The organism is Nonomuraea longicatena (genome assembly GCF_039525605.1).
GTDB lineage: Bacteria > Actinomycetota > Actinomycetes > Streptosporangiales > Streptosporangiaceae > Nonomuraea > Nonomuraea longicatena.
In genome coordinates this window covers 25234-46170 of record NZ_BAAAHQ010000009.1, presented here as the reverse complement: position 1 = coordinate 46170, position 20937 = coordinate 25234, and the positions used below count along the sequence as shown (strand labels likewise).

The 20937-nt window shown below is 71.9% G+C and carries 18 protein-coding genes; 14 read left to right on the top strand and 4 right to left on the bottom strand.

Annotated elements, in window-relative coordinates:
- Nucleotides 1-56: 56 nt before the first annotated feature.
- On the top strand, nt 57-473 hold the full coding sequence (locus ABD120_RS11245) for a hypothetical protein (protein WP_343949724.1): 417 nt from the start codon (nt 57-59) through the stop codon (nt 471-473).
- Nucleotides 470-1801 carry a WXG100 family type VII secretion target gene (locus tag ABD120_RS11240; protein ID WP_343949723.1) on the top strand — a complete coding sequence of 444 codons (1332 nt, stop codon included), beginning with the start codon at nt 470-472 and terminating at the stop codon, nt 1799-1801. Before ABD120_RS11245 ends, ABD120_RS11240 begins: the two co-directional genes overlap by 4 nt.
- 82 nt (nt 1802-1883) lie before the next feature.
- On the opposite strand, the gene ABD120_RS11235 is transcribed toward ABD120_RS11240, so the two are convergent.
- Entirely contained in the window at nt 1884-7607 is a 5724-nt protein-coding gene (locus ABD120_RS11235) for an FtsK/SpoIIIE domain-containing protein (protein ID WP_343949722.1), read from the bottom strand.
- A gap of 358 nt (nt 7608-7965) precedes the next feature.
- Nucleotides 7966-8220: a hypothetical protein gene (locus ABD120_RS11230; RefSeq protein ID WP_343949721.1), complete on the bottom strand. Its 255-nt coding sequence runs from the start codon at nt 8218-8220 to the stop codon at nt 7966-7968.
- A gap of 414 nt (nt 8221-8634) precedes the next feature.
- Here ABD120_RS11230 and ABD120_RS11225 point away from each other — a divergent pair, with 414 nt between their 5' ends.
- The 12 genes from ABD120_RS11225 (at nt 8635) to ABD120_RS11170 (ending at nt 19010) form a co-directional block, all read left to right on the top strand.
- Entirely contained in the window at nt 8635-9285 is a 651-nt protein-coding gene (locus ABD120_RS11225) for a hypothetical protein (protein WP_343949720.1), read from the top strand.
- Between the two features lies 1 nt (nt 9286).
- The gene (locus tag ABD120_RS11220) at nt 9287-9994 is read left to right on the top strand and encodes a hypothetical protein (protein ID WP_343949719.1); all 708 of its coding nucleotides are present in this window, start codon (nt 9287-9289) and stop codon (nt 9992-9994) included.
- Nucleotides 9995-10154: 160 nt separating this feature from the next.
- Complete coding sequence (locus ABD120_RS11215) at nt 10155-11423, top strand: TadA family conjugal transfer-associated ATPase (RefSeq protein ID WP_343949718.1); 1269 nt, start codon at nt 10155-10157, stop codon at nt 11421-11423.
- Complete coding sequence (locus ABD120_RS11210; RefSeq protein ID WP_343949717.1) at nt 11420-12277, top strand: type II secretion system F family protein; 858 nt, start codon at nt 11420-11422, stop codon at nt 12275-12277. Before ABD120_RS11215 ends, ABD120_RS11210 begins: the two co-directional genes overlap by 4 nt.
- Nucleotides 12270-13190 carry a type II secretion system F family protein gene (locus ABD120_RS11205; RefSeq protein WP_343949716.1) on the top strand — a complete coding sequence of 307 codons (921 nt, stop codon included), beginning with the start codon at nt 12270-12272 and terminating at the stop codon, nt 13188-13190. The genes ABD120_RS11210 and ABD120_RS11205 overlap by 8 nt, the downstream gene beginning before the upstream one ends.
- Nucleotides 13190-13417 carry a hypothetical protein gene (locus ABD120_RS11200; protein WP_343949715.1) on the top strand — a complete coding sequence of 76 codons (228 nt, stop codon included), beginning with the start codon at nt 13190-13192 and terminating at the stop codon, nt 13415-13417. The genes ABD120_RS11205 and ABD120_RS11200 overlap by 1 nt, the downstream gene beginning before the upstream one ends.
- A gap of 13 nt (nt 13418-13430) precedes the next feature.
- The gene (locus ABD120_RS11195; protein WP_343949714.1) at nt 13431-13826 is read left to right on the top strand and encodes a TadE/TadG family type IV pilus assembly protein; all 396 of its coding nucleotides are present in this window, start codon (nt 13431-13433) and stop codon (nt 13824-13826) included.
- Entirely contained in the window at nt 13816-14205 is a 390-nt protein-coding gene (locus ABD120_RS11190) for a TadE family protein (protein WP_343949713.1), read from the top strand. The genes ABD120_RS11195 and ABD120_RS11190 overlap by 11 nt, the downstream gene beginning before the upstream one ends.
- On the top strand, nt 14202-14609 hold the full coding sequence (locus tag ABD120_RS11185; RefSeq protein WP_343949712.1) for an Rv3654c family TadE-like protein: 408 nt from the start codon (nt 14202-14204) through the stop codon (nt 14607-14609). Before ABD120_RS11190 ends, ABD120_RS11185 begins: the two co-directional genes overlap by 4 nt.
- Before the next feature lie 26 nt (nt 14610-14635).
- Nucleotides 14636-17527 carry a hypothetical protein gene (locus ABD120_RS11180; protein WP_343949711.1) on the top strand — a complete coding sequence of 964 codons (2892 nt, stop codon included), beginning with the start codon at nt 14636-14638 and terminating at the stop codon, nt 17525-17527.
- Complete coding sequence (locus ABD120_RS11175) at nt 17524-18099, top strand: YajG family lipoprotein (protein ID WP_343949710.1); 576 nt, start codon at nt 17524-17526, stop codon at nt 18097-18099. Before ABD120_RS11180 ends, ABD120_RS11175 begins: the two co-directional genes overlap by 4 nt.
- Entirely contained in the window at nt 18096-19010 is a 915-nt protein-coding gene (locus ABD120_RS11170; RefSeq protein WP_343949709.1) for a hypothetical protein, read from the top strand. The genes ABD120_RS11175 and ABD120_RS11170 overlap by 4 nt, the downstream gene beginning before the upstream one ends.
- Nucleotides 19011-19013: 3 nt before the next feature.
- On the opposite strand, the gene ABD120_RS11165 is transcribed toward ABD120_RS11170, so the two are convergent.
- Entirely contained in the window at nt 19014-19520 is a 507-nt protein-coding gene (locus ABD120_RS11165; protein WP_343949708.1) for a methylated-DNA--[protein]-cysteine S-methyltransferase, read from the bottom strand.
- Nucleotides 19517-20893 carry an AlkA N-terminal domain-containing protein gene (locus ABD120_RS11160; protein WP_343949707.1) on the bottom strand — a complete coding sequence of 459 codons (1377 nt, stop codon included), beginning with the start codon at nt 20891-20893 and terminating at the stop codon, nt 19517-19519. Before ABD120_RS11160 ends, ABD120_RS11165 begins: the two co-directional genes overlap by 4 nt.
- Between the last annotated feature and the right edge of the window lie 44 nt (nt 20894-20937).

Genomic DNA, 20937 nt, shown 5'->3' with positions numbered 1-20937 from the left:
ACGGTTTGACGGCATTTCGCTAATCTCGTTGATCTGTAAGCGACGAGGGGGAAGCCGTGGGAAGGCCGGACGATTCGACGGGGTACGAAGGCTGGTATCTGGAACCGAGATGGCCGGGGCTTGAGGCCGAGCGCGAGGGCGTCACCTTCGACGCCGACAAGCTCAAGAAGGTCGCGCAGGACCTGGAGAAGAAGCTGAAGATCTTCGACGGGTCGAATCCCGGGTCGCTCGCCCATCTGATGGCCAACACCGACCTTTCCGACCAGCGCGCCATCGTCAAGAGCATCGACCGCTGGCCCGGGGGGCACGCGTTCTTCGAGACGCTCAAGACCGCCAACGTGGAGTTCCCCGACGTCTACTCGCAGATCGTCACCCGCCTCAGGGTGGCGATCGCCCTCGTGAACGCCGGCGCCGGCATCTACGGCGGTGCCGACACCTCCAGCACCACCCCCGGGGGGAACAAGCCCGCATGAGCGAGAAAGCGGTAAAAAAGGATCACGAGCTGCGCCCCAACCAGTGCATGGACCTGTCCGTCGACCCGGACGGCAGGAACGTGGCCCAGGTCAAGCAACTCATCCAGATGCTCGACCCCAAACGGATCGAGAAGGCGGGCAACGCCTACGTCGACGCCGGTGCCGCCATGGCCCAGCTCGAAGACGACCTCCTGGAGATGGCCAACGCGATGGCCGCCTGCTGGGAGGGCAAAGCCTCCGTCGAGGCGCAGAAGGCGCTCCAGGTCATCCACGCCAGCGTCCGCGAACTGCAGCGGCGGCTGTTCCACATGGGACGGCCGCTGGAGAACCTCGGCCAGAACGTGCTGCCCAGGCACAAGCAGTTCATCGACAACGACGGATACTTCTCCTGGAGCAACAACAGCGCCACCTGGGACGACAGCATCGCCGGCACGTACGACGTCATGGACGGCGGCGCCGAGTGGGGCTCGCAGGACGAACTCGCCGGTAAGCACCTGGCCATCCTCAACAAGGACTTCGCCGAGACCTACCACCTGCTGCCGACCACGATCCACAAGGAACTGCCCGAGCTGAAGGACCCGGAGATCCCGAAGTTCGACGGCGTCGGCGGACCCGGTGGCGTCGGCGGCCCGTCCGGCGGCCTCCCCGGTGGTGTCCCCGGCGGGATTCCGAGTGCCGGGGTCTCCCCACGCGGTGCCAGCCCGGGGGACTTCGACTCCGGTCTCCCTCCTGTCGACGTCCCGCCCGGTGCCACCCCGCCGGGCAACCTCCCCTCCGGCGTCCCCGACCGTGGGGCCGTGGTCCCCGGCACACCCGCGCCCGGACAGCCCGGCATCCCGGACCCGTCGTCCGTACCGCCCGCTCCTGCTGCCCCTGCCACCCCGGCCGTCGGCACCGTCCCGGACCCCAGCCGATCCACGTCGCTGGCCGACGCGGCGCCGAGGTTCGACGTCCCCGCCGCGCCCACCGCCCCGACCACGCCCGGCCCGGCCACGCCGCCGTCCGTCCCGTCGGCGCAGTACCCGCTGCGGATCGGTCCTTACGAGAACGGCAACCCGTACGGTCACCCCGGGATGCCGAGCGGCGTCTCAACCGGCGTCGGCACGGGCGGTGGTTACGGTGGCTCCGGTGCCGCCAACAACGCCGCCCTCCGGGGCGCGACCGGCGGCGCCGCAGTCGGCGGGGCGCCGTTCATGCCGATGGGCGGGATGGGCGGTGGCGGTGGCGGCGGTGACGAGCAGGACCGCGAGGCGTCGACCTGGCTCAAGGAGGACGACGACGTCTGGGGCCTGCAATCGGACGGCACCGTAACCGACACCATCGGCTGACAGCGACGATGGAGATTGCGTCGGGGACGGCACGCTCCTGGCCGTTGGCAAGGTTGGTCCAGCGCCTCGCACGGTCACCTGATCATGAGAGCGCGGCCTGGACCGGTGTTGCCGTGCCCAAGGTGATGAGCAATCCGCGTCCTTGCGGGCCGCCCACAGCTCCACGCGGCAACCGGATGGTGAACAGATCCCCGTCAGCCGGGCTCTGCACCGCCAGCAGCAACCCGGTGCGTGCCTTACGGGCCTCAGCCACGAAGCCTCGATAGGCGGTCGCCAGGTCCGCGGTGGCACCGGCGATGATCATCCCGTGCTCGCCGTCCCGCCCCGACCTCAGGGTTTCCTCCAGCGCCGTCCCCAGCGGCGAGTCCGGACCGACCAACTCGGCGTCATCGACCAACACCACATACCTGCTGAGCCCGGTCAGAAGCTCCTGGAGCCCTGTCGCGTTTCCGTCGAGGACGGCCAACGCTCCCTGAAGGTCCCGCAACGGGCTCCGCCGAGGCGCCACGGCGATCACCGGCGTACCGGCTGCCATCAGCGACCGTGCCGCCGTCACCAGCGCCGATGACCTGCCGGAGCGCGGTGGCCCCGCGACGACCGCCCCAGGTCCCTGAGCCAGCAGGTCGATCCCCATGGGCGTGAGCGCGTCACCGCCGACCCCCATTAACGCCCACAGCGGCGACGGCGCCACGAAGGCCGGATTCAGCTCCATCGCCTGCTCGACGGTGATCCGCGCCGGAAGGGCGTCCACCCGGAACGGTGCCTCACCGTCCCAGGCCCATGCGGATCCCGGCTGCGACTCGCCGGAGTGGGGGATCGTCCTGGCGATCGCCTGCAGAGCGGCCACCTGCGCCTGCCCCGAGGGGTCGGCGGCCAGCAAGGCGATCTGGCTCTCCGCAAGGCCGTGCTCGCTCAGCGACAGCGCCCGCCCGGGTGGCATCCTGGCAGGCAGATCCTTCATGGGCAGTCCGGCCAGACCGTAGTCGGCGGCGTCGGCCAGCCGCAGGACGAGCCGTTCGTCGAACACGGTCGACACCTGGCCCAGCAGACAGGAACGATCACCTGTCACCACGGCTCGCAATCCCACGGCCGGGCCCTCGCGCAGCAACTGCAGCAGCGCCTCGATGAGGCGGCCGTAGTCGTAACCCTCGAACGCCGCCACGAATCCCTCCCAGCGGTCGATCATGAGCACCAGCCAGGGCAGCCGTTGCCCGGCCTCGGCCAGTGACGCGTGCCCGGCCTGCCGGTACTCGGCCAGTGACGCGTGCCCGGCCTCCGCCAGCAGTTGCTGCCGTCTGCCGACCTCGGCGCGCAGCCGGGCCAGGAGGCGTTCGACCCGGTCGATCTGGTCACGGTTGACGACGGCCCCGCAGTGCGGCAAGGCGACCAGCGGCAGCAACCCGCCTGACCCGCAGTCGATCGCGTGCAGATGCACGTCGGACGGAGAGGCGGAGGCGGCGACAGACCCCGCGATGGTACGGAGCACGGTGGTACGCCCGCTGCGCGCCGTACCCGCGATGAGCAGATGACCGCCGTGCGCGAGGTCGAGCGAGAGCGGCTGCCGATCCTGCGCCCATGGCCGATCGGTCACCCCGAACTCCAGCGGAGCGACCTCCCGCCACCCGTCCTGCTCCAGCGGAGCGACCTCCCGCCACCCGTCCTGTGAGCCGCCCCCAGCGGACCCCCTCACGGGCGCGGCCGGCAGGATCACGATCTGGGGCAGTGGGTCCAGCCACGGGCTCGGTTGGGTGACGGCACCGGTCAGGGACGCGGCCTCGACGAGGGCGTCGGCGAGGAGCGTCAGGTCGGTGACGGTCGAACTCTCCGCAGGCTCGGGCGGCTGTGGCAGTCGCCTCCCCAAAGAACGCCACTCGACATCAACCACCCGAACCTTCTGCCGAGGCTCGAAAACCACGGCGTCCGCCGGATGCACCACTCCGGCATTGAGCAGATCAGCCGGGTGAACCACACCAGAACGGCGCAGGTCGGACGGGTGGGGGACGCTTGGGCGGTGTGGGCCGGTGGCGTGTGCGTCGGGATAGGGCAGGTCGGACGGGTGTACGACGGCGTGGTGCGGGAGGTCGGACGGGTGAGTCGCCCCAGGGCCGTGCGGGTCGGACGGGTGGGTGACGCCTGGGTGGTGGGGGGCGGTGGGGTGGGTGTGCGGGGGCGGTGCGGCGGGCGGGTGGGCCGACAGGGTCACGGACGCATGGTCTGGCTGGATGAGGCTGCGGCCGCCCACCCGAGCAGTCTGGACGGCAGTCGCAGTCCCGGCCCCCGACTTCACATAGCACCGGCCGGGCGTCGCCTTGGAGATGTGAGCCGCGTCCGGTTGATCGATGACGTCCGTGGATTCCACCGGTTCGGTGACCCGCAGGGCGATGCGCAGCGAGGTGTTGGCCTGGATGTCGGCCGTGACGACCCCTGCGGGGCGCTGGGTGGCCAGGATGAGGTGGATACCGAGTGAACGGCCCCGGCGCGCGATGTCAACCAAGCCGGTGACGAAGTCGGGCAACTCCGCCACCAGCGCCGCGAACTCGTCGATGATCAGCACGAGCCTGGGGAGCACCGGCAACCCCGGCCGGTCGGGCGCGCCGGGCCGGGCGAGCAGTGAGGTGTAGTCGTCGATGTCCTTGGTGCCCGTGTCGAGAAGCAGTCGCTCCCGGCGTCTGATCTCGGCGCCCAACGAGTCGAGGGCGCGCTGGGTCAGGTGGCCGTCGAGGTCGCTGACCATGCCGACCGTGTGCGGCAACCGTACACACTCCTTGAACGCGGCCCCGCCCTTGTAGTCGATCAGCACGAACGACAACTGTTCCGGGCGGTTGGCCACCGCGAGCGCGCAGATGAGCGTCTGCAGGAACTCGGACTTGCCCGCACCCGTGGTGCCCGCGATCAAGGCGTGGGGGCCGTCGAGACGCAGGTCGACGGTGTAGGGGCCGTCCGGGCCGATCCCGATCACGGCGCGGGTGGTGCCGGAGGGACGCCAGCGGGCCGCGAGCTGCCGGCCGGTGGGTGCGGGGAGGCCGAGCAGGTCGAGCAACCGGGCCGAATCGGGCAGTGAGCCGGACTCGTCGTCCCTGCTCACGTCGCGGATCGGGGCGAGCCCTCTGGCCAGGCGCTCGCACCAGGCCGTGGACACCTGGTCGGCCAGCACCGGGCCGATGGCGTCGAGGCCGCCGCCGCACAGCCGTACGAGGCTGTCGGCGCCGCAGGCCGCGACGGTCGCGCACTCCTCGGGCAGTAGCCGCTGGTCGTCGTCCAGCGCGAGGGTGTAGACACCGGCACGCGGCCCCTGGCGCAGCACCTGCGGCATGCCGGGCAGCCCGCGCAGGACGTGGGCGCCGTCCAGCAGGACCAGGACGTCGTAGGGCCGTTCGTCGTATGCGGAGAAGGCGGGCGACTCGGGGCCGCCCAGATCGTCCCAGCCTGTGGGGATCTTGCTGAGTTCGGGGATGGCGGTGTTCTGGCGTTCGTCGATGAGGGCGGCGAGTTCGGCGACCCGTTGTGCGGCCGATTCCGGATCGGTGCCGACCAGCGCCACGCAGTCCTCGCCGCCGCGCGGGGCGCAGTGGGGCAGCCAGCGGACCCAGCTCCAGCGGCGCTCGCCGTCCGCGTGCGCCGACAGCACGACGATGGCCAGGTCACGCGGGCTGTGCAGGGTCGCGGCCTGGCTGACCAGCCACCCGGCGAGCCTCGTCGAGGCCGAACGCGGGCCGGTCACCCCGGCCACGCCGAGTCTGCGCATGGGCAGCGCGACCGGCACGGAGCGGCACGTCGGCGGCTCCAGCCGGCCACCCTGTTCCTCGACCAACTCCAGGTTGGCGGGCAGATCGGCGAGGCCGACGCGCAGTCTCAGCGCGTCGGGGTCGTGGACGCGGCGCTCCCACAGGCGTCTGCGCGGGCCGACCGCCGTCAGGAGCACTTCCGCGGGGTCGGGCGCGTCGGCTCTGCGGGTACGCTCGTCGGCCAGCCGGGCCTCCTCGACGGCGTTCTCGTACGCCGCCAGGCGCTGTTTGTAGCCTTTGACTGCTTTCCTGTGTTGCTTCTTGCCGTGGCGGCGGTCGCTCCACCACTGGCCGATCATGATGAGCGGGGTCATGAGCGCGATCAGCAGGAAATACCACTGGCCGAGCACCAGCGCCAGCACCACCCCGACCACGGCGGGGAGGAACGCCGCCAGCAGTTGCAGCCGTATCCCCTCGCCCTTGCGCGGCTCCATCGGCCGCTCGAACCTGCGCTCAGGCTCCGGCCGCCGTAGCCTGGGCGGCCGGTTGTAGGCGAGCCCGCCGTCGGCGGCGGGGGCGAGATGGGCGTCCCGGGGTTCGATCGAGGTGCGGGTGAACACCGACGAGCCGCAGGTGAGCAGCATGTTCTCGGGCCACTCGACGGCGCCGTCGAGCGGGGTGCCCTCCAACTCGGGCGGGCCGCTGGGCCACACCACGTCGGTCTCAGGCCGATCAGCCGGTACGGCTTGGGGCCACCTGGGCCGAGCTCCCTTGGCCGAAGGACCGGACCCGTCATCCGGGCTGTCGGACGGCCTCGCCCGCGATGCCGAGCCCGGGTACGCGGCGCTGCGACTCGGCGGTTCTTGGGGCGGCCGAGTGCTCCCATAGGGCTGACGGGGCGTCGGACGCGCACCTGCCTGAGGTCTGACGCCTCCTTGCGGGCTGACGCTTCTCTGCGGGCCGACGTCATGGGTGGGGTGGGCGTCGCCGTACCGGAGGCGGGCGTTGGAGGCGTCGCCGTACGACGGATGGGCGTCGCCGTGCGCGGAGCTGCTGCCATGGCCGTCACCGTGCGATGGTCGGCCGCCGTACGGGGGACGGCTGCCGGGGTTGTCATCGTGTGGTGAGCGGGTGCCATGAGTACCGCCGTGAGTGGAGCGGGTGCCATGGCTGTCACCGTGCGATGGCCGGCCGCCATATGGGGGACGGTTGCCGGGCGCGCCGCCGTCCGATGAGCGGGTGCCCTGCGCGCCGCCGTACGCGGGGCGGTTGCCAGGGTTGCCATGGGTGTCGTCGTACGGCGGGTGGGTGGGGTTGGGGCCGCCGTGCAGGTGGGGTGGGGGGTCGGTGTTGGCCTGGGGGCGTTTGGAGTGGGTGGAGGTCCAGGCCGGGGTGCTGGGGGTGGTGTCGGCCGGGTCGGGGGTGTAGTAGCGGGCCATTTCGGCGGCCACCCAGCGGTCGGTGGCGCGGCGCTGGTCTCGTTCGGCGAGTTCGGTGAGTTCTTCGGCGTAGCGGCCCTTGATCTTGCGGCGAGGTGGGCCTGCCGGGGGTCGGCGGCGTACGGGTTCGACGGTGGTGGTGTCGCGGGTGACGCGGATGATGAAGGCTTCGGGGGCGAGGATCGGGTCGCGGACGACGACCGAGCTGATCTCGGAGGAGCCGATGAGGTGGGCGCCGATGCTCAGCCTGTGGACCGTGCCCGCACTGGGGCCGCCCACGATGCGGAGTTCGGTCATGCCGTTGGGCTCCTCGGCGATCGTGGACCTCGCGAGCGAGGCGTCCATCGTCACCCGGTCGCCGTCTCGTAGCACCTCGCCGGCCAGGGCATGGGGGTCTACGGGACGGCCGTCGCGCCACAGTGTCGTACTGGAGGGGTCTTCGGTGTTGTTCTGCGCCGGTGGGCTGCCGGGAGGGTCGGACAGGCCGTATGGGGCGCGGGTGCGGGGGAGTTTGACGACCTGGGCCACCGGGTTCTGGCCACCTAGGGCCTCTATCACGGTGGCCACCGTGGTGGTGTCGTCGACCTCGATCACTACGTCACGGTTGCCCTGCTCGCCGAGCACGGTGAGCATGATCCGCATTGTCGGTCTCCTCGGTCGGATCCTCGGCGCACGGTAACGCCAGAAGTGAGATTAAGCCTGTCGATCGGCGGGATGTGCGTGAACCGGGACGGCTGTGGATGACGGATTCGGCCTGTGGAAAACTTCGCGAAGCTTTTGCGGAGAGTTGGCGATTGGTCTGTGGACGACGCTGTGGACGACGTCGGCCGCTCGTTTGGCGATTTGAGCATGGAATATGTGGTTATGCGATTAAATCTCGCACGCTTGAGGTCTTAAGGGCGAATGGTCGTCCTATGTGCGGCCGTATGGCGGCGGTCGGCCTGCCCGAAGAGCAAGGTGTACGCCCGGGAGCGGTACTTCGGGACATTGCGGTGGCAGGTCAGGGGACCATCCTCGATGCGAGGGCGAGGGCGAGGGCGAGGGCGAGGGCGAGGGCGAGGGCGAGGGCGAGGGCGAGGGCGAGGGCGAGGGCGAGGGCGAGGGCGAGGGCGAGGGCGAGGGCGAGGGCGGGCGGGCGGACAGTTTCGGATGCGGGGACTGGCGGGGCGCCCGCTCCGGTCGAGGTGGTGCTCGGGGGCGCGCGGCGGGAGGCGGCGGATGTGTGGGTCCGGGCGGTCGGGGCGCCGTCGGTCATGGGTGCGAGGTGCCGCGTGGTCTCACGATGGTGGTGGGCGTAGGTGAGTGGGTGCTTGCGAACGTGAGGGGATGTGGTGAGGGGATTTCCTTGGTGAAAGGGTGAAGAAATTTTCGCGGTTGCGGCCCGTCCGAAATGTTGGCCTCGGGAGAGCATGAGGTGATTGTCCTGGTGGCTTGTTCGCGAAATATCCCCCCACCCCTGATAATCCTGTGACTCCTGAGGTTCCAGGGGTCTGTATCACGAAAAATTGGGATAAATCAATGGGGTGTGCCCAATCGGTCTGACTGAAAGGCGAGTTGACAGCCTCCCGCCTGCGAAACCAGCATGGGAAGGCATATTCGACCCCTGCCCACCCCTGTTGCTGCAGATAATGGCGTGAATTCCACATATCGCAATGGGAGCCCCCCACCCATGAGGACCAGCGAAAAGCCGAACGCGGCCGGATCGAACGCCACGCTCTCCAGCACCGCCTCACGCAGGCTCCCGGTCCCTCCGCGCGAGCGCAAACCCGCACTGGCCGCCCTCGCCGTCCTCCTCATCCTCGGCGGCGCCCTCGCCGCCACCCTCCTCGTGATGCGCAGCGGCGACCGCATCTCGGTGATCAGGGTCAAGCAGCAGATAGGCGCCGGACAACAGTTCACGGAGACCGCGCTGGAAGAGGTCCAGATCGCCGACACCGGCATCGACTACGTCCTGTGGTCGCAGCGCCAGAGCGTCGTCAGCAGCTTCGCGGCCGTCACGCTGCTGCCCGGCACCCTGCTCACGAACTCCATGGGCGTCACCGCCAGCCGTGAGCTCGGACCGGGCAAGGCCATGGTGGGGCTCTCACTCAAACCGGGCCAGCTCCCGCAGCACCTGGAGGCGGGCGACCGGGTGCAGGTGATCCGGGTCCCCGCCCGCAGCCAGGAACGCGGCCAGGTCCTCGCCCAGAGCGCCCTGGTCCACTCGGTGGGCGACGACGGCGCCGTCACGGTGATCGTGGACGTCACGGTCTCGCCCGACGTCGTCGGCTACGCCTCCAGCGGCGAGATAGCCGTGGCCGAGCTGCCGGGCGGGCGCTGACGTGGCGCTGATCGTCCTGGCCGCCGACAAGGGCGCACCCGGAGTGACCACGGCCGCGACCGCCCTCGCCGCCGTGTGGCCGAGGCCGGTCCTGCTGGCCGAGTGCGATCCGGCGGGCGGCGACCTCGCCTACCGGCTGCCCGCCGCCGACGGCGGTGTGCTCAACCCGGCCAGGGGACTGCTGAGCCTCGGCGCGGTGGCGCGCAGGGGGCTGGAGCCCGCCCAGATCCACGAGCACACACAGAAGATCATCGGCGGCCTCGACGTCCTGGCCGGTGTCACCCACGGTGAGCAGGCCGCCGGGCTGACCTGGCTCTGGGAACCGCTCGGCCGCTCGCTGGCCGCCATTCCCAACGCGGACGTCATCGCCGACTGCGGCCGCCTGGGCACGTACCCGCAGATCGCCGACCTGATCGCCCAGGCCACGACGACGGTCCTGCTCACCCGCCCGAGCCTGGAGCACGTCGCCCACCTGCGCGAGCGCCTGTCCGTCAGTAAGGCGGACGGCGTCGTCGTGATCGCCGACCCGCGCAGCTACCGAGGGCAGATCGACGAGGTGCGGCGCATCGTCGGCCCGAGCGTGCGCTTCGTCCACGGCCTGGCCCACGACCCCAAGGGCGCCGAGCTCCTGCGCGGCAGCTGGGGCGGCCGCCTCGACCGCACCCTCCTCATCCGTACGGCCCGCGACCTGGTGCGGAGGATCACGTGACGAACCTCGACAGCCCGCGACCTGGTGCGGAGGCTGACGTGAGGTGCCTCGGCGGCCCGCGACCTGGCAGGGAGGCGCACATGACGTACCACGACGGTCCGCGATCCGGCAGGGAGGCCCACGTGGCGAATCCCGGTCGAGTCCGGCGAAGGAGTCGCCGGTGATCGATCACACGCTGGTCAAGCGCTTCCGCCAGGACGTCGGCGACCGCCTGGCCCACCAGCGCCGCCTCGATCAGGCCAACGGCCTGCCCGCCATGACCGGCGAGGACGAGCGCCAGTTCGCCAGAGCGCTGATCTCGCAGGTCCTGGAGGAGCACGCCCGCAATGAGATCGGCTCCGGCCGTACCCCGCCGACGGTGGAGGAAGAGGAGGCCCTGGCGGCGGGCATCCACGCGGCCCTGTTCGGCGTCGGCCGCCTGCAGCCGCTGCTCGACGACACCGAGGTCGAGAACATCGACATCAACGGCCACGACCGCGTCTTCGTCTCGTACGCCGACGGCCGCGAGATCATGCACGAGCCCGTGGCCGAGTCCGACGACGAACTCGTCGAGCTGATCCAGATCCTGGCCGCCTACTCGGGCCTGTCGAGCCGTCCGTTCGACACCGCGAACCCGCAGCTCGACCTGCGCCTCCCGGACGGCTCACGGCTGAGCGCGGTCATGGACGTGACGGTCCGCCCGGCGGTGTCGATCCGCCGCGCCCGCCTCGGCAAGGTCTTCTTGTCGGACTTGGTAGGCAACGGCACATTAAGTCCGGACATCGCGAGGTTTTTGCAGGCCGCCGTCACCGCACGCAAGAACATCATGATCGCCGGTTCCACCAACGCCGGGAAGACCACCCTGCTACGCGCCCTCGCCAACGAGATCCCGACGACCGAACGCCTCATCACGGTCGAGCGCGCCCTCGAACTCGGCCTCGACCAGTTCCCCGACCTCCATCCGAACGTCGTCGCCTTCGAGCAGCGCCTGCCCAACTCCGAGGGCCAGGGCGAGATCACCATGGCCGAACTGGTCCGCCGCAGCCTGCGCATGAACCCCAGCCGGGTCATCGTCGGCGAGGTCCTGGGAGACGAGATCGTCACCATGCTCAACGCGATGACCCAGGGCAACGACGGCTCCCTGTCGACCATCCACGCCAACTCCAGCATGGAGGTCTTCAACCGCATCGCCACCTACGCCCTCCAGGCGAGCGAACGCCTGCCCATCGACGCCACGCACATGCTGATCGCCGGAGCCATCGACTTCGTCGTCTTCGTCGAGAAGCACAACGACTACGAGCAGGGCGGCAGCCTGCGCAGATACGTCTCCAGCGTGCGCGAGGTCAACGGCTGCGACGGCCGGGTGCTGTCGAGCGAGATCTTCGCGCCGGGCCCCGGCGGCCTCGCCGTACCGCACGCTCCCGTCCAGGCGGACCTGGGGGTGTGGTGACGACCTACCTCGACCCGTTCGCGCTGCTCGCGGGCGCCGCAGTCGGCGGCGGCCTGTTCCTGCTCTTCCTCGCCGTGTACGGCCTGCGCCCCCGCCCGAGCCGTCCGAAACGCGAACTGGTCAGGATGCTGACCACCCGCACCGCCGTCGCGGCGGTGAGCGCGACGCTGGTCCTGGTCGTGACCGGCTGGCCGGTCGTGGCGGTCGGCACCGTGTTGCTGGTCTTCGCCTGGCGCGGCCTGTCGGGCGGCGCGGCCGAGGAACGGGCGGCGATGCGCCGCCTGGAGGGCCTGGCCGCCTGGACCGAGTCGCTGCGCGACACGATCGCCGGCGCGGCCGGGCTGGAGCAGGCCATCCCGATCTCCATCAGGGCCGCGGCCCCCATGCTCAGACCCCACCTGCGCGCCATGGTCGACCGGCTGCACACGCGCATGGCGCTGCCCGACGCGCTGCGCCTGTTCGCCGACGAACTCGACGACCCGTCGGCCGACCTGGTGATCGCCGCCCTCATACTCAACGCCCGTCTGAGAGGTCCTGGCCTCCGCGACGTGCTGGGCGCACTCGCGGTGTCGGCGCGCGAGGAACTGGACATGCGCAGGCGGGTGGAGGCGGAGCGCCGCTCGACACGGCGCAGCGTGCAGATCGTCGTGATCACCGCGCTCGTCTTCGCCGGGCTGCTCGTGGTGTTCAACCCCTCGTACGTCGAAGAGTACGGCTCGTGGCTCGGCCAGGCCGTCCTCGTCGTGGTGGCGGGGCTGTTCGGCGCCGGGTTCGCCTGGATGCGGCGGCTGGCCAGGTTCGACAAGCCCACCCGGCTGCTAGTCAAGCGGACGGGGGTGGGCGAGCATGCTTGAACCGATCCTGGCGGGCGCGGTCGTGGGACTGGGGCTGTTCCTGCTGCTGCGGGCGCTGTTCCCGGCCCGTCCCGGTCTGGTGGCGCGGCTGCTCGCGCTGGACGCGGTCCGCGAGGGCACCGACACCCCGAAGCTGCGACTGGTGCTGCCGGACGAGGAGGTCAGCGCCGTCCGGCGGGCGCTCGGCCACCGGCTGGCCCGCGTGTTCGAGGCGCGCGGCTGGGAGGTCCGCTCGACCCGGGCCGACCTGGCGCTGGTCGGCCGCTCGTTCGAGGGGTTCCTGGCGACGAAGGTGCTGCTGGCGGCCTCGGGGCTGCTGGCCTTCCCGCTGATGTACGGCTGGCTCGCGCTGATGGAGTGGGGCACCTCGCCGACGATCCCGTTCTGGGCGGCGGCGGCGACGGCCGCGGTGTTCTTCTTCCTGCCCGATCTGCAGGTCAAGCGGGACGCGGCGGCCAGGCGGCGCGACTTCCGCCACGTGGTCGGCGCCTTCCTCGACCTGGTCTCGATGAACCTGGCGGGCGGCAGGGGCGTTCCGGAGGCGCTGCTCATGGCGGTGTCGGTCAGCGGCGAGCAGCCCAACTGGGCCATGGCGCGCATCCGCGAGGCGCTGTCCGGCGCGCGCATCGTCGGCATCACCCCGTGGCAGGCGCTCGGCCAGCTCGGCGAGGAGATCAACGTCGACGAACTGCGCGACCTGTCGGCCGCGCTCGGCCTGGTCGCCGACGACGGCGCCAAGGTGCGCGCGTCGCTGACGGCCCGCGCCGCCACGCTGCGCCGCCGCGAGCTGGCCGAGATCGAGGGCCGGGCCGGTGAACGCTCGCAGTCGATGCTGGTCGCCCAGTTGCTGCTCTGCGCGGGCTTTGTGATCTTCCTCAGTTTTCCAGCGGCCATGAAGATGTTGGGGGCCTGATGCTGAACCATCCGTGGATCGTCTACCTGACGGCATATCTCGGCGTGCGCGTCCATCGCGCCCGCACCGCACCCTCGCGCGGCGCCTCCGCCGTCGAGTGGGTGATCATCACCGCGATCATCGCCGGGGTCGCGTTCGGCCTGGCTGCTCTGATCAAGAACCTGGTCGAGCAGAAACAGGGTGAGATCGAGAGCACCTTCGGCGGTGGTGGTGGCGGCAAGAAATGACCGTGGCGTCACCGTGGTGGAGTTGGCGCTGCTCATGCCGGTGGTGCTCGCGGTCGCGCTGCTCGTGGTGCAGGTCGCGCTGTGGTTCCACGGCCGGCAGGTGGCCGAGGCGGCGGCCCGCGAGGGCGCCAGGGTGGCCCGTTCGGCGCCGGTCGGGGACGGCTGGGAGGAGCAGGCCCGCTCCAAGGCGGCGGACGTGGTCAGGGCGATCGGCCCCCGGCTGCTGAGCGGCGCCACGGCCACCACGTCGGCCAAGGAGCCGGACGAGCGGTGGGTCACCGTGAGCGGCCGTGCCGTACAGGTGATTCCGCTGTTGCCCGACCTGGCCTTCAGCGTGAGCGCGACGTCGGGCGGCCCGGTCGAGTGCTTCCGCCCCGACGACGGCGGGGAGGACTGCGATGAGGGGTGACGGCGGCTCGATGGCGGTGGAGACCGTCATGCTCGCGCCGGTCTTCCTGCTGTTCGTGATGTTCCTGGTCGGGGCCGGGCGCCTGGTCGAGGGGCAGGGCGAGGTGAACGGCGCCGCCCGCGACGCCGCCCGCGCGGCCTCCGTCCAGCGCACGCTCGGCCAGGCGGAGAAGGCGGCGAAGGCCACCTCGGACGGCGCGCTCGGCGCCGAGTGCCGCTCACACCGGGTGTCGCTGTCCGGATCCCGGTGGACGGAGGGCGGGCAGGTCCGCGCCGAGGTCGCCTGCGAACTGGACCTGGGCTTCCTCGGGTTCGACGCGACCAGACGGCTGACGGGGACGGCCGTCGTCCCGCTGGAGCAGTTCAGGAGGGTCGAGTGAGCGGGGAGCGCGGCTCGATGTCGGTGTTCACCGTGCTGTTCTCCGTCGTCGTGTTCCTGCTGGCGGGACTGCTGGTGGACGGCGGCGCGGCCATCAACGCCCGGTTGCGCGCCGCCGACGTGGCGGAACAGGCCGCGAGGGCGGGCGCCGACCGGATCGACGTCGAGCACCTGCGCGCCACCGGGCGGGCCCGGCTGCTCGGCGAGCGCGAGGTGTGCGCCCGCGCGGAGGAGGTCGTGGCGGCCCACGACGGCGACGAGATCAGCAGGGGCGAGTGCTCGGTGCGCGGCACCGAGGTGAGCGTGAGCGTGCGGGTGCGGTGGACGGCCTTCTTCCTCGGCGCGCTCGGCTTCTCCGGCTCGCAGATGGAGGGGGTGGCCACCGCCGCCCCTGAGGCCAGATGAGCGGGAACAGGCGGAAGGGAGCGGGGATGCCGACACGGATCTCCGGCAGGCGCACCCCCGGCGAGATGCTGGCGGGGCTGGGCGCGCTCGTGGTGCTGGTGGCGCTCGTCGGCGGGGTGCCGTACCTCCTGCTGACCCTGGCCGGGCCGCCGATCGGGCCGGAGCTGCTCGACCTCGACCTGCTCACCGGCCAGGTCGGGCCGAGCACCGTGGTCGCGCTGCTGGTCCTGCTGGTCTGGCTGGCGTGGCTGCAACTGCTCACGTGCGTGGTGGTGGAGGTCTACGCGGGGGTACGGAGAGTCGGCATGCCCGCCCGGGTGCCGTTGTCCGGCGGCACCCAGGCGCTGGCCAACCGGCTGGTCTCGGCGGTGCTGCTGCTGTTCGCCACCTCGGCGGTGGTGGTGCCCGTGGCCAGGCTGGGCGCTCCGCCGGTGGCCTCCCCGCCGATGACGGCGGTGGCGTTCGCGGCGCCGGTCGTGGAGCAGGAGGCGCAGCGCGCGAAGAAGGTCTACGTCGTGCAGCCGCCGCACGGCCGCCACCACGAGAGCCTGTGGGAGATCGCGGAGAAGTGCCTCGGCGACGGCCGCCGCTACCCGGAGATCTACCGGCTCAACAAGCACAAGGAGCAGCCGGACGGTTCCCGGTTGCGGATGGCCGACCTGATCAGGCCGGGCTGGGTGCTGGACATGCCGGACGACGCGAAGAACGTCCACGTGGTTCCCGGCGACCAGGCCCGCACCCAGACGTTGCGCGAGCACCCCGGCAGGGCCGACCCGCTGCGCCGCGTCACCCCGGAGCCCGACCGCCCGGCGAAACAGTCGGAAAGCCCGTCGAAGTCAGCGAAAACCCCAACAGGTCCTGCGGAAGCGAAACCGCCGACCTCGCCTGCGGATCCGGCGAAAGCCACGGCGAAGGTCCGCCCCTCGACCCCTGTGACTCCCGCGACCCCTGGGGCACCGCAGGGGGAGCGTGGCTCGGGGCCCGTCGCCAAGCACCGCAACCCCGAACCGACCAGCCCAGAAGCGGTCACCCCCGGCCGGGTCAATCCGGAGACCGTCAAACCCCAGCTCATCCCCGCAGAGACCCCGGAACCGAGGGCGGAGGGGGTCGCCGCGCTCCCGGCCGAGCCCGAGCAGTCCGGCGGCCTCGACCTGGTCGACTACCTGGCCGCCTCCTCGCTGGCCGCCGCAGGACTGCTCGTCGTCCTCGGCCGCCGCAGGCGAGAGCAACTGTGGCGCCGCCCGTTCGGCCGCCGCCTGCCGCGCCCCCAGGGCGACGCCGCCCACGCCGAGGTGGCGCTGCGGTTCGGCGCCGACGCGCCGGGTGCCCGCATCCTGGACTCCGGCCTGCGCCTGCTCAGCGCCGAACTCGCCAAGGAGCACCGCAAACCGCCCGTGGTGCTCGCCGCCCACCTGTCCACGCTGCTGCTGGACCTGTGGGTGCACCCGCCGGACGACAACCCGCCCGCCCCGTGGTCGGCCCAGGACGGCGGCCGGGTGTGGCGGCTGCACGCCCACGAGGGGCGGCTGCTGGAGGACCCGAAGGGGGCCGCGCCGTACCCGGGCCTGGTCTCCCTCGGCACCGACGAGGTGGGCCGGGTGCTGATCGACCTGGAGGCCGCCCAGGGCGTGATCAACATCAGCGGCCCGAACACCACGGCGGCGCTCGGCGCGCTGGCCGTGGAGCTGGCCACCAACCGCTGGTCGGACCGGATGCGGGTGCTGCTCGTCGGCTTCGGCGAGGACCTGACCGCCATCGCCCCCGAACGGGTCCAGGTCGTCGGGAGCATCGCGGAGGCGCTGCCCGAGCTGGAACGGGCGGCCGCCACACCGGACGAGGTGATCACCGGCCGGGCTGACAACCAGGCCGCGTACCTGCTGTCGGCCGTCGCGCCCACGCTGGAGGAGTCGCAGCGGATGACGGTGATGGCCCGCATGGGCGGGGTCGGGTTCGTGGTGGCGGGCGAGGTCCCGCACGCGACCTGGACGGTCGAGGTGACGGGCAGTGGCCGGGCGCTGCTGCCCGAGCTGGGCTTCGACGTCACCGCGCAACTGCTGCCGCGCCGCCACTACGAGGCGCTGGTCGAGCTGTTCCATACGGCCCGGCTTCGCGAGAACGAGGGCGAGGCCGTACCGGACCCGGAGCCGCTGGTGAACCTGCGGCCCCCGTCGGTCGAGGTCAGGATGCTCGGCCCGATCGAGATCGCCGGCCCGCCCCCGCTGGAGGAGGGGCGGATGGAGATCGCCACCGAGTTGCTGGTCTACCTGGCCGCCCACCCGGGCGGGGTGCATCCGGCGGTGCTCGGCGGGGTGCTGTGGCCGCGTGGCGTACAGACGGTGGTGAGGGACGTGACCATCTCCAGGGTGGCCGACTGGCTCGGCGAGGAGCACCTGTTCGCCGACGCGTCCGGGCGGCTGCGGCTCGGGCCCGGCGTGCGCAGCGACTGGGCGCTGTTCCGCGAGCTCGTCCGCCGCTCCCACCAGGGCGGCGACGCCGAGACGGACCTGCTGGAACGGGCGCTCTCGCTGGTCAGGGGCCCGCTGCTGAGCGGCCGGCCGCGCGGCAGGTACGCGTGGCTGGCCTCGGACGACACGGAGTACGACGTGGCGGCGGAGGTCGCCGACGCCGCCCACCGGCTGTGCGAGCTGAGGCTCGCCGAGGGCGACCCGGACGGCGCCGTGGCGGCGGTGCGGGCGGCGCTGCTGCTGGCCGCCGACGATGAGGGGCTGTGGCGCGACCTGCTGCGTGCCATGCACGCCACCGGCGATCAGCCGAGGCTGCGGGCCGTGGTGGACGGGCTGGCCCGCCGCTCGACCTCGCACCCGTACGGCGGCGGCATGGCTCCGGAGACCGAGGCACTGGTCGACGAACTGCTGCCGACCTGGCGTATCCACCTGGTCCGGAAGGCGAGCGCATGACGGGCGCTCGCGTGCTCGCCGCCTCGCTGGTGTTGCTGGCGGGCTGCGCGGCCGAGCCGCAGCGCGTGTACACGCCGGGACGGGTGTCCGCGCAGGGCGTCTCGCCCGTCGCGGCGCCGACCGTGGAGAGCACGCCGGTCGGGTCGGGGGTGTCCGTGCGGGTGGAGTGGCCGGCGGCGCCGGACCCGATGCTGCGGACGTACACCGGCTACTACGCGGAGGCGTGGAAAGCGGTGCTCGGCGGCGGGGACGACTACCTCGGCCGCGTGGAGGGCCCGGCCGCCGCCGACGCGCAGGCGTGGGTGCGCGGCTTCGACGACCACGCGGTCACCGGCACCGCACTGCTCCACTCACTGGCCGTCAGCGCCGTCATGGGCGACGGCGCGCAGGTCAACGCATGTGTGGACGAGACCGGGCTGCGCCTGGTCTCCCGGCGGACGCGCGAACCGGCCGCCCGGCAGCCCGACTGGACGCGCCGGGCCTACCTCCAGGCGGCGATCATGCACAAGGGAGACGACGGGGTGTGGCGGATCAAGGACTTCCGCTACTCCAAGGAAGGGTGTGACCGGTGAATCGAGTGCTGTCCCTGGTGACCGTCGGTGCGCTCCTCCTCGATCCGGGTGGGCCGGTGAACCGCGAAGGCTTCCAGCACGGCGACACGGTCGGCGTCCGGCTCGCCCACTCCAAGATCGTCATCTCCGGTGACGGCGTCAAGGGCGGCAAGAACGACGGCTACCAGCTCAAACGCCCCTGCTGGTACGAGCCGGGCCTCGGCGCGGACGAGATGCTGAAGACGCAGGAGGACGTGCGCGCCAGGTGGTTCCAGATGAATCCCCGGGGCAGCGCGGAGGACTTCGAGCGCTTCCTCAAGCAGTTCAAGGACAAGATCGGCAAGCCCGGCCGCTGGTGGACCCCCGCCTACAACGAGGCCGACGCGAGGGGCCGGGCCTGCTGGGGCGGGCTGGACACCTTCGTCTGGGTGCCGCCGGGCACCACCCCGCCGTCGGGGATCACCCGCGCCGAACTCGCCGAGATCGCCCGTGCCGCGCTGACCGTCCCCGAGCCGAGGATCCGCCTGAACCCCGACGCCAAGAGCTACGTCAACCTGCCCACGTGGGTGTGGCTGGAGGATCCCGGCCGGGCCACGCGCTCGGTGACCGCGGCGATCCCCGGCGTCATGTCGGCCACGGTCACGGCCACCAGGCAGAACCTGGAGATCGACCCGGGCACGACCGCCGCGCGGGCCGAGGTGCGCGAGGAGTGCGGCGCCGCCGGGCGGCCGTACGCGCGCGGCGCCGAGTTCACCTGCGGTGTGCGCTACCGGCGGGCCGCCGCCGACCAGGCGCGCAAGGTGTACGTCATGACGGTGACCACGGTGTGGACGGTCGCCTCCGACGCGGTGTCCTTCGCCTACGCGCCGATCCGGGTCGGCGCCGGCCGCGACGTGCCGGTGGGGGAGGTGCAGAGCACCGTCAGGCCGTGAGGGCTACGCCCTGCCGTGCTTGGTCTCGTGCCCGAGCAGCCACTCCTTCACCTCGGGCCCGTAGTAGTAGCCGCCGAACCCGCCGCCCTGGGGCAGCACCCGGTGGCAGGGGACGAACGGGGCGATGAGGTTCTGCGCGCAGGCCGAGCCCGCCGCCCGCGCCGCGGTCCTCGGCAGTCCGGCCCGCTCGGCCAGCTCCGCGTACGACACGGTGGTGCCCGCCCGCACCTCGCGCAGCGTCTTGTGCAGGTGCCTGCGCTTGTCGGTGCCCGGCTGCTCGACGGGCAGCGCGTCGATGGCGGTGAGGTCGCCGTCGAAGTAGGCGCGGGTGGCGCGGGTGACCTCGCCGAGGTCGTCGACGACGGTCAGGCCCTCGGCCCGGGCCTCGTGCGGCAACCGTACGAACATCTCCTGGGGGTCGGCGGTGAACCCGGCCGCGACCAGCACTCCGTCGCGGACGAGCAGGGACAGCGGCCCGGTCGGCGTCTGCATCACCTGGGCGTGGATCATGACGAACTCCAGAGGTGTAGGGCGGCGTAGGCCCGCCAGGGCCGCCACCGCTCGATGTGGTCGTGAGGTATGCCGAGGGCGGCCATGCGCTTGTCGAGCACGAGGTCGCCGACGGGCCAGGCGTCCGGGTCGCGCAGGGCGCGCAACCCGATGTAGGCGGCGGTCCACGGGCCGATGCCCGGGATCGTGACGAGTTCGGCGGTCGCCTGGCCGGGTTCGAACCCGCCGTCGAGGTCGAGGCGGCCGTCGGCCACGCGGGCGGCCAGTTCCTTGAGGGTCGTGACGCGCCGGTTGGTGAGCCCGAGGCCGGTGAGGTCGGCCTCGGCGAGCGCGGCGGCGGTGGGGAAGAGCGGCCCGTGGCGTTCGACGATGCGCCCGAGCAGCGTACGGGCCCCCGCCACCGAGATCTGCTGCCCGACGACCGCGCGCACGGCCAGCTCGAACCCGTCGAAGGCGCCGGGTACGCGCAGTCCCGGGCGGGCGGCGACGAGCGGCGCGAGCGAGGTCGCCCCGAGCACCGACGAGATGGCCTCCGGGTCGGCGTCGAGGTCGAGCAGGCGGCGGCAGCGGGCGACGACGCGGGCCAGGTGCCGGGTGTCCTCCAGGCTGACGTCGAGGGAGAAATGCCCGTCTTGCGGCGTGAGCGTGACCGTGCCGCCGGGGACCAGGCGGGTGTAGGAGTGGCCGTCGACGTTCTCCAGCCCTGGGACGGCACGCGCGGCGAGGAAGGCGAACATGCCCGCCACGTCGTAGGGCTCGCGCCGGTGCAGCCGCAGCCGCAGCCCTTCGACCGGTGCGGTGCCTCTGGCGGTGGCCCGCAGCTCGCTGGGGGTGAAGCCGTACGCCTCGCGCATGGTGGCGTTGAACTGGCGCACGCTGCCGAACCCGGCCGCGAACGCGACGTCGGTGACGCTCAGCGAGGTCTCGGTGAGGAGCTGCTTGGCGAGCAGCAGCCGCCGGGTCTTGGCGACGGCGAGCGGGCCGACGCCGAGTTCGGTGGCGAACAGCCGGTGCAGGTGCCGTTCGGTGATGTGCAGCCGCCTGGCCAGGCCGGAGACGCCGCTGTCGTCGGCGGAGCCGTCGTCGATGAGCCGCAGGGCCCGGCCGATGAGGTCGCCGCGCACGTCCCAGCCGGGGTCGCCGGGCGACAGCTCGGGGCGGCAGCGCTTGCACGGCCGGAACCCGGCGGCCTCCGCCGAGGCGGCGTGCTGGTAGAAGCGCACGTTGCGGGCGGCGGGGGTGCGGGCGGGGCAGATGGGACGGCAGTAGACACGCGTGGTCTTGACGGCGGTGTAGAACCGTCCGTCGAACCGGGCGTCTCTGGAGGAGACCGCTCGGTAGCAGGAGTCGAAATCAAGCGTGACAGGTGCCATGTCTTCGACGATATGCCGTGGCCGGAGGGGGTCACTGGCGGAAA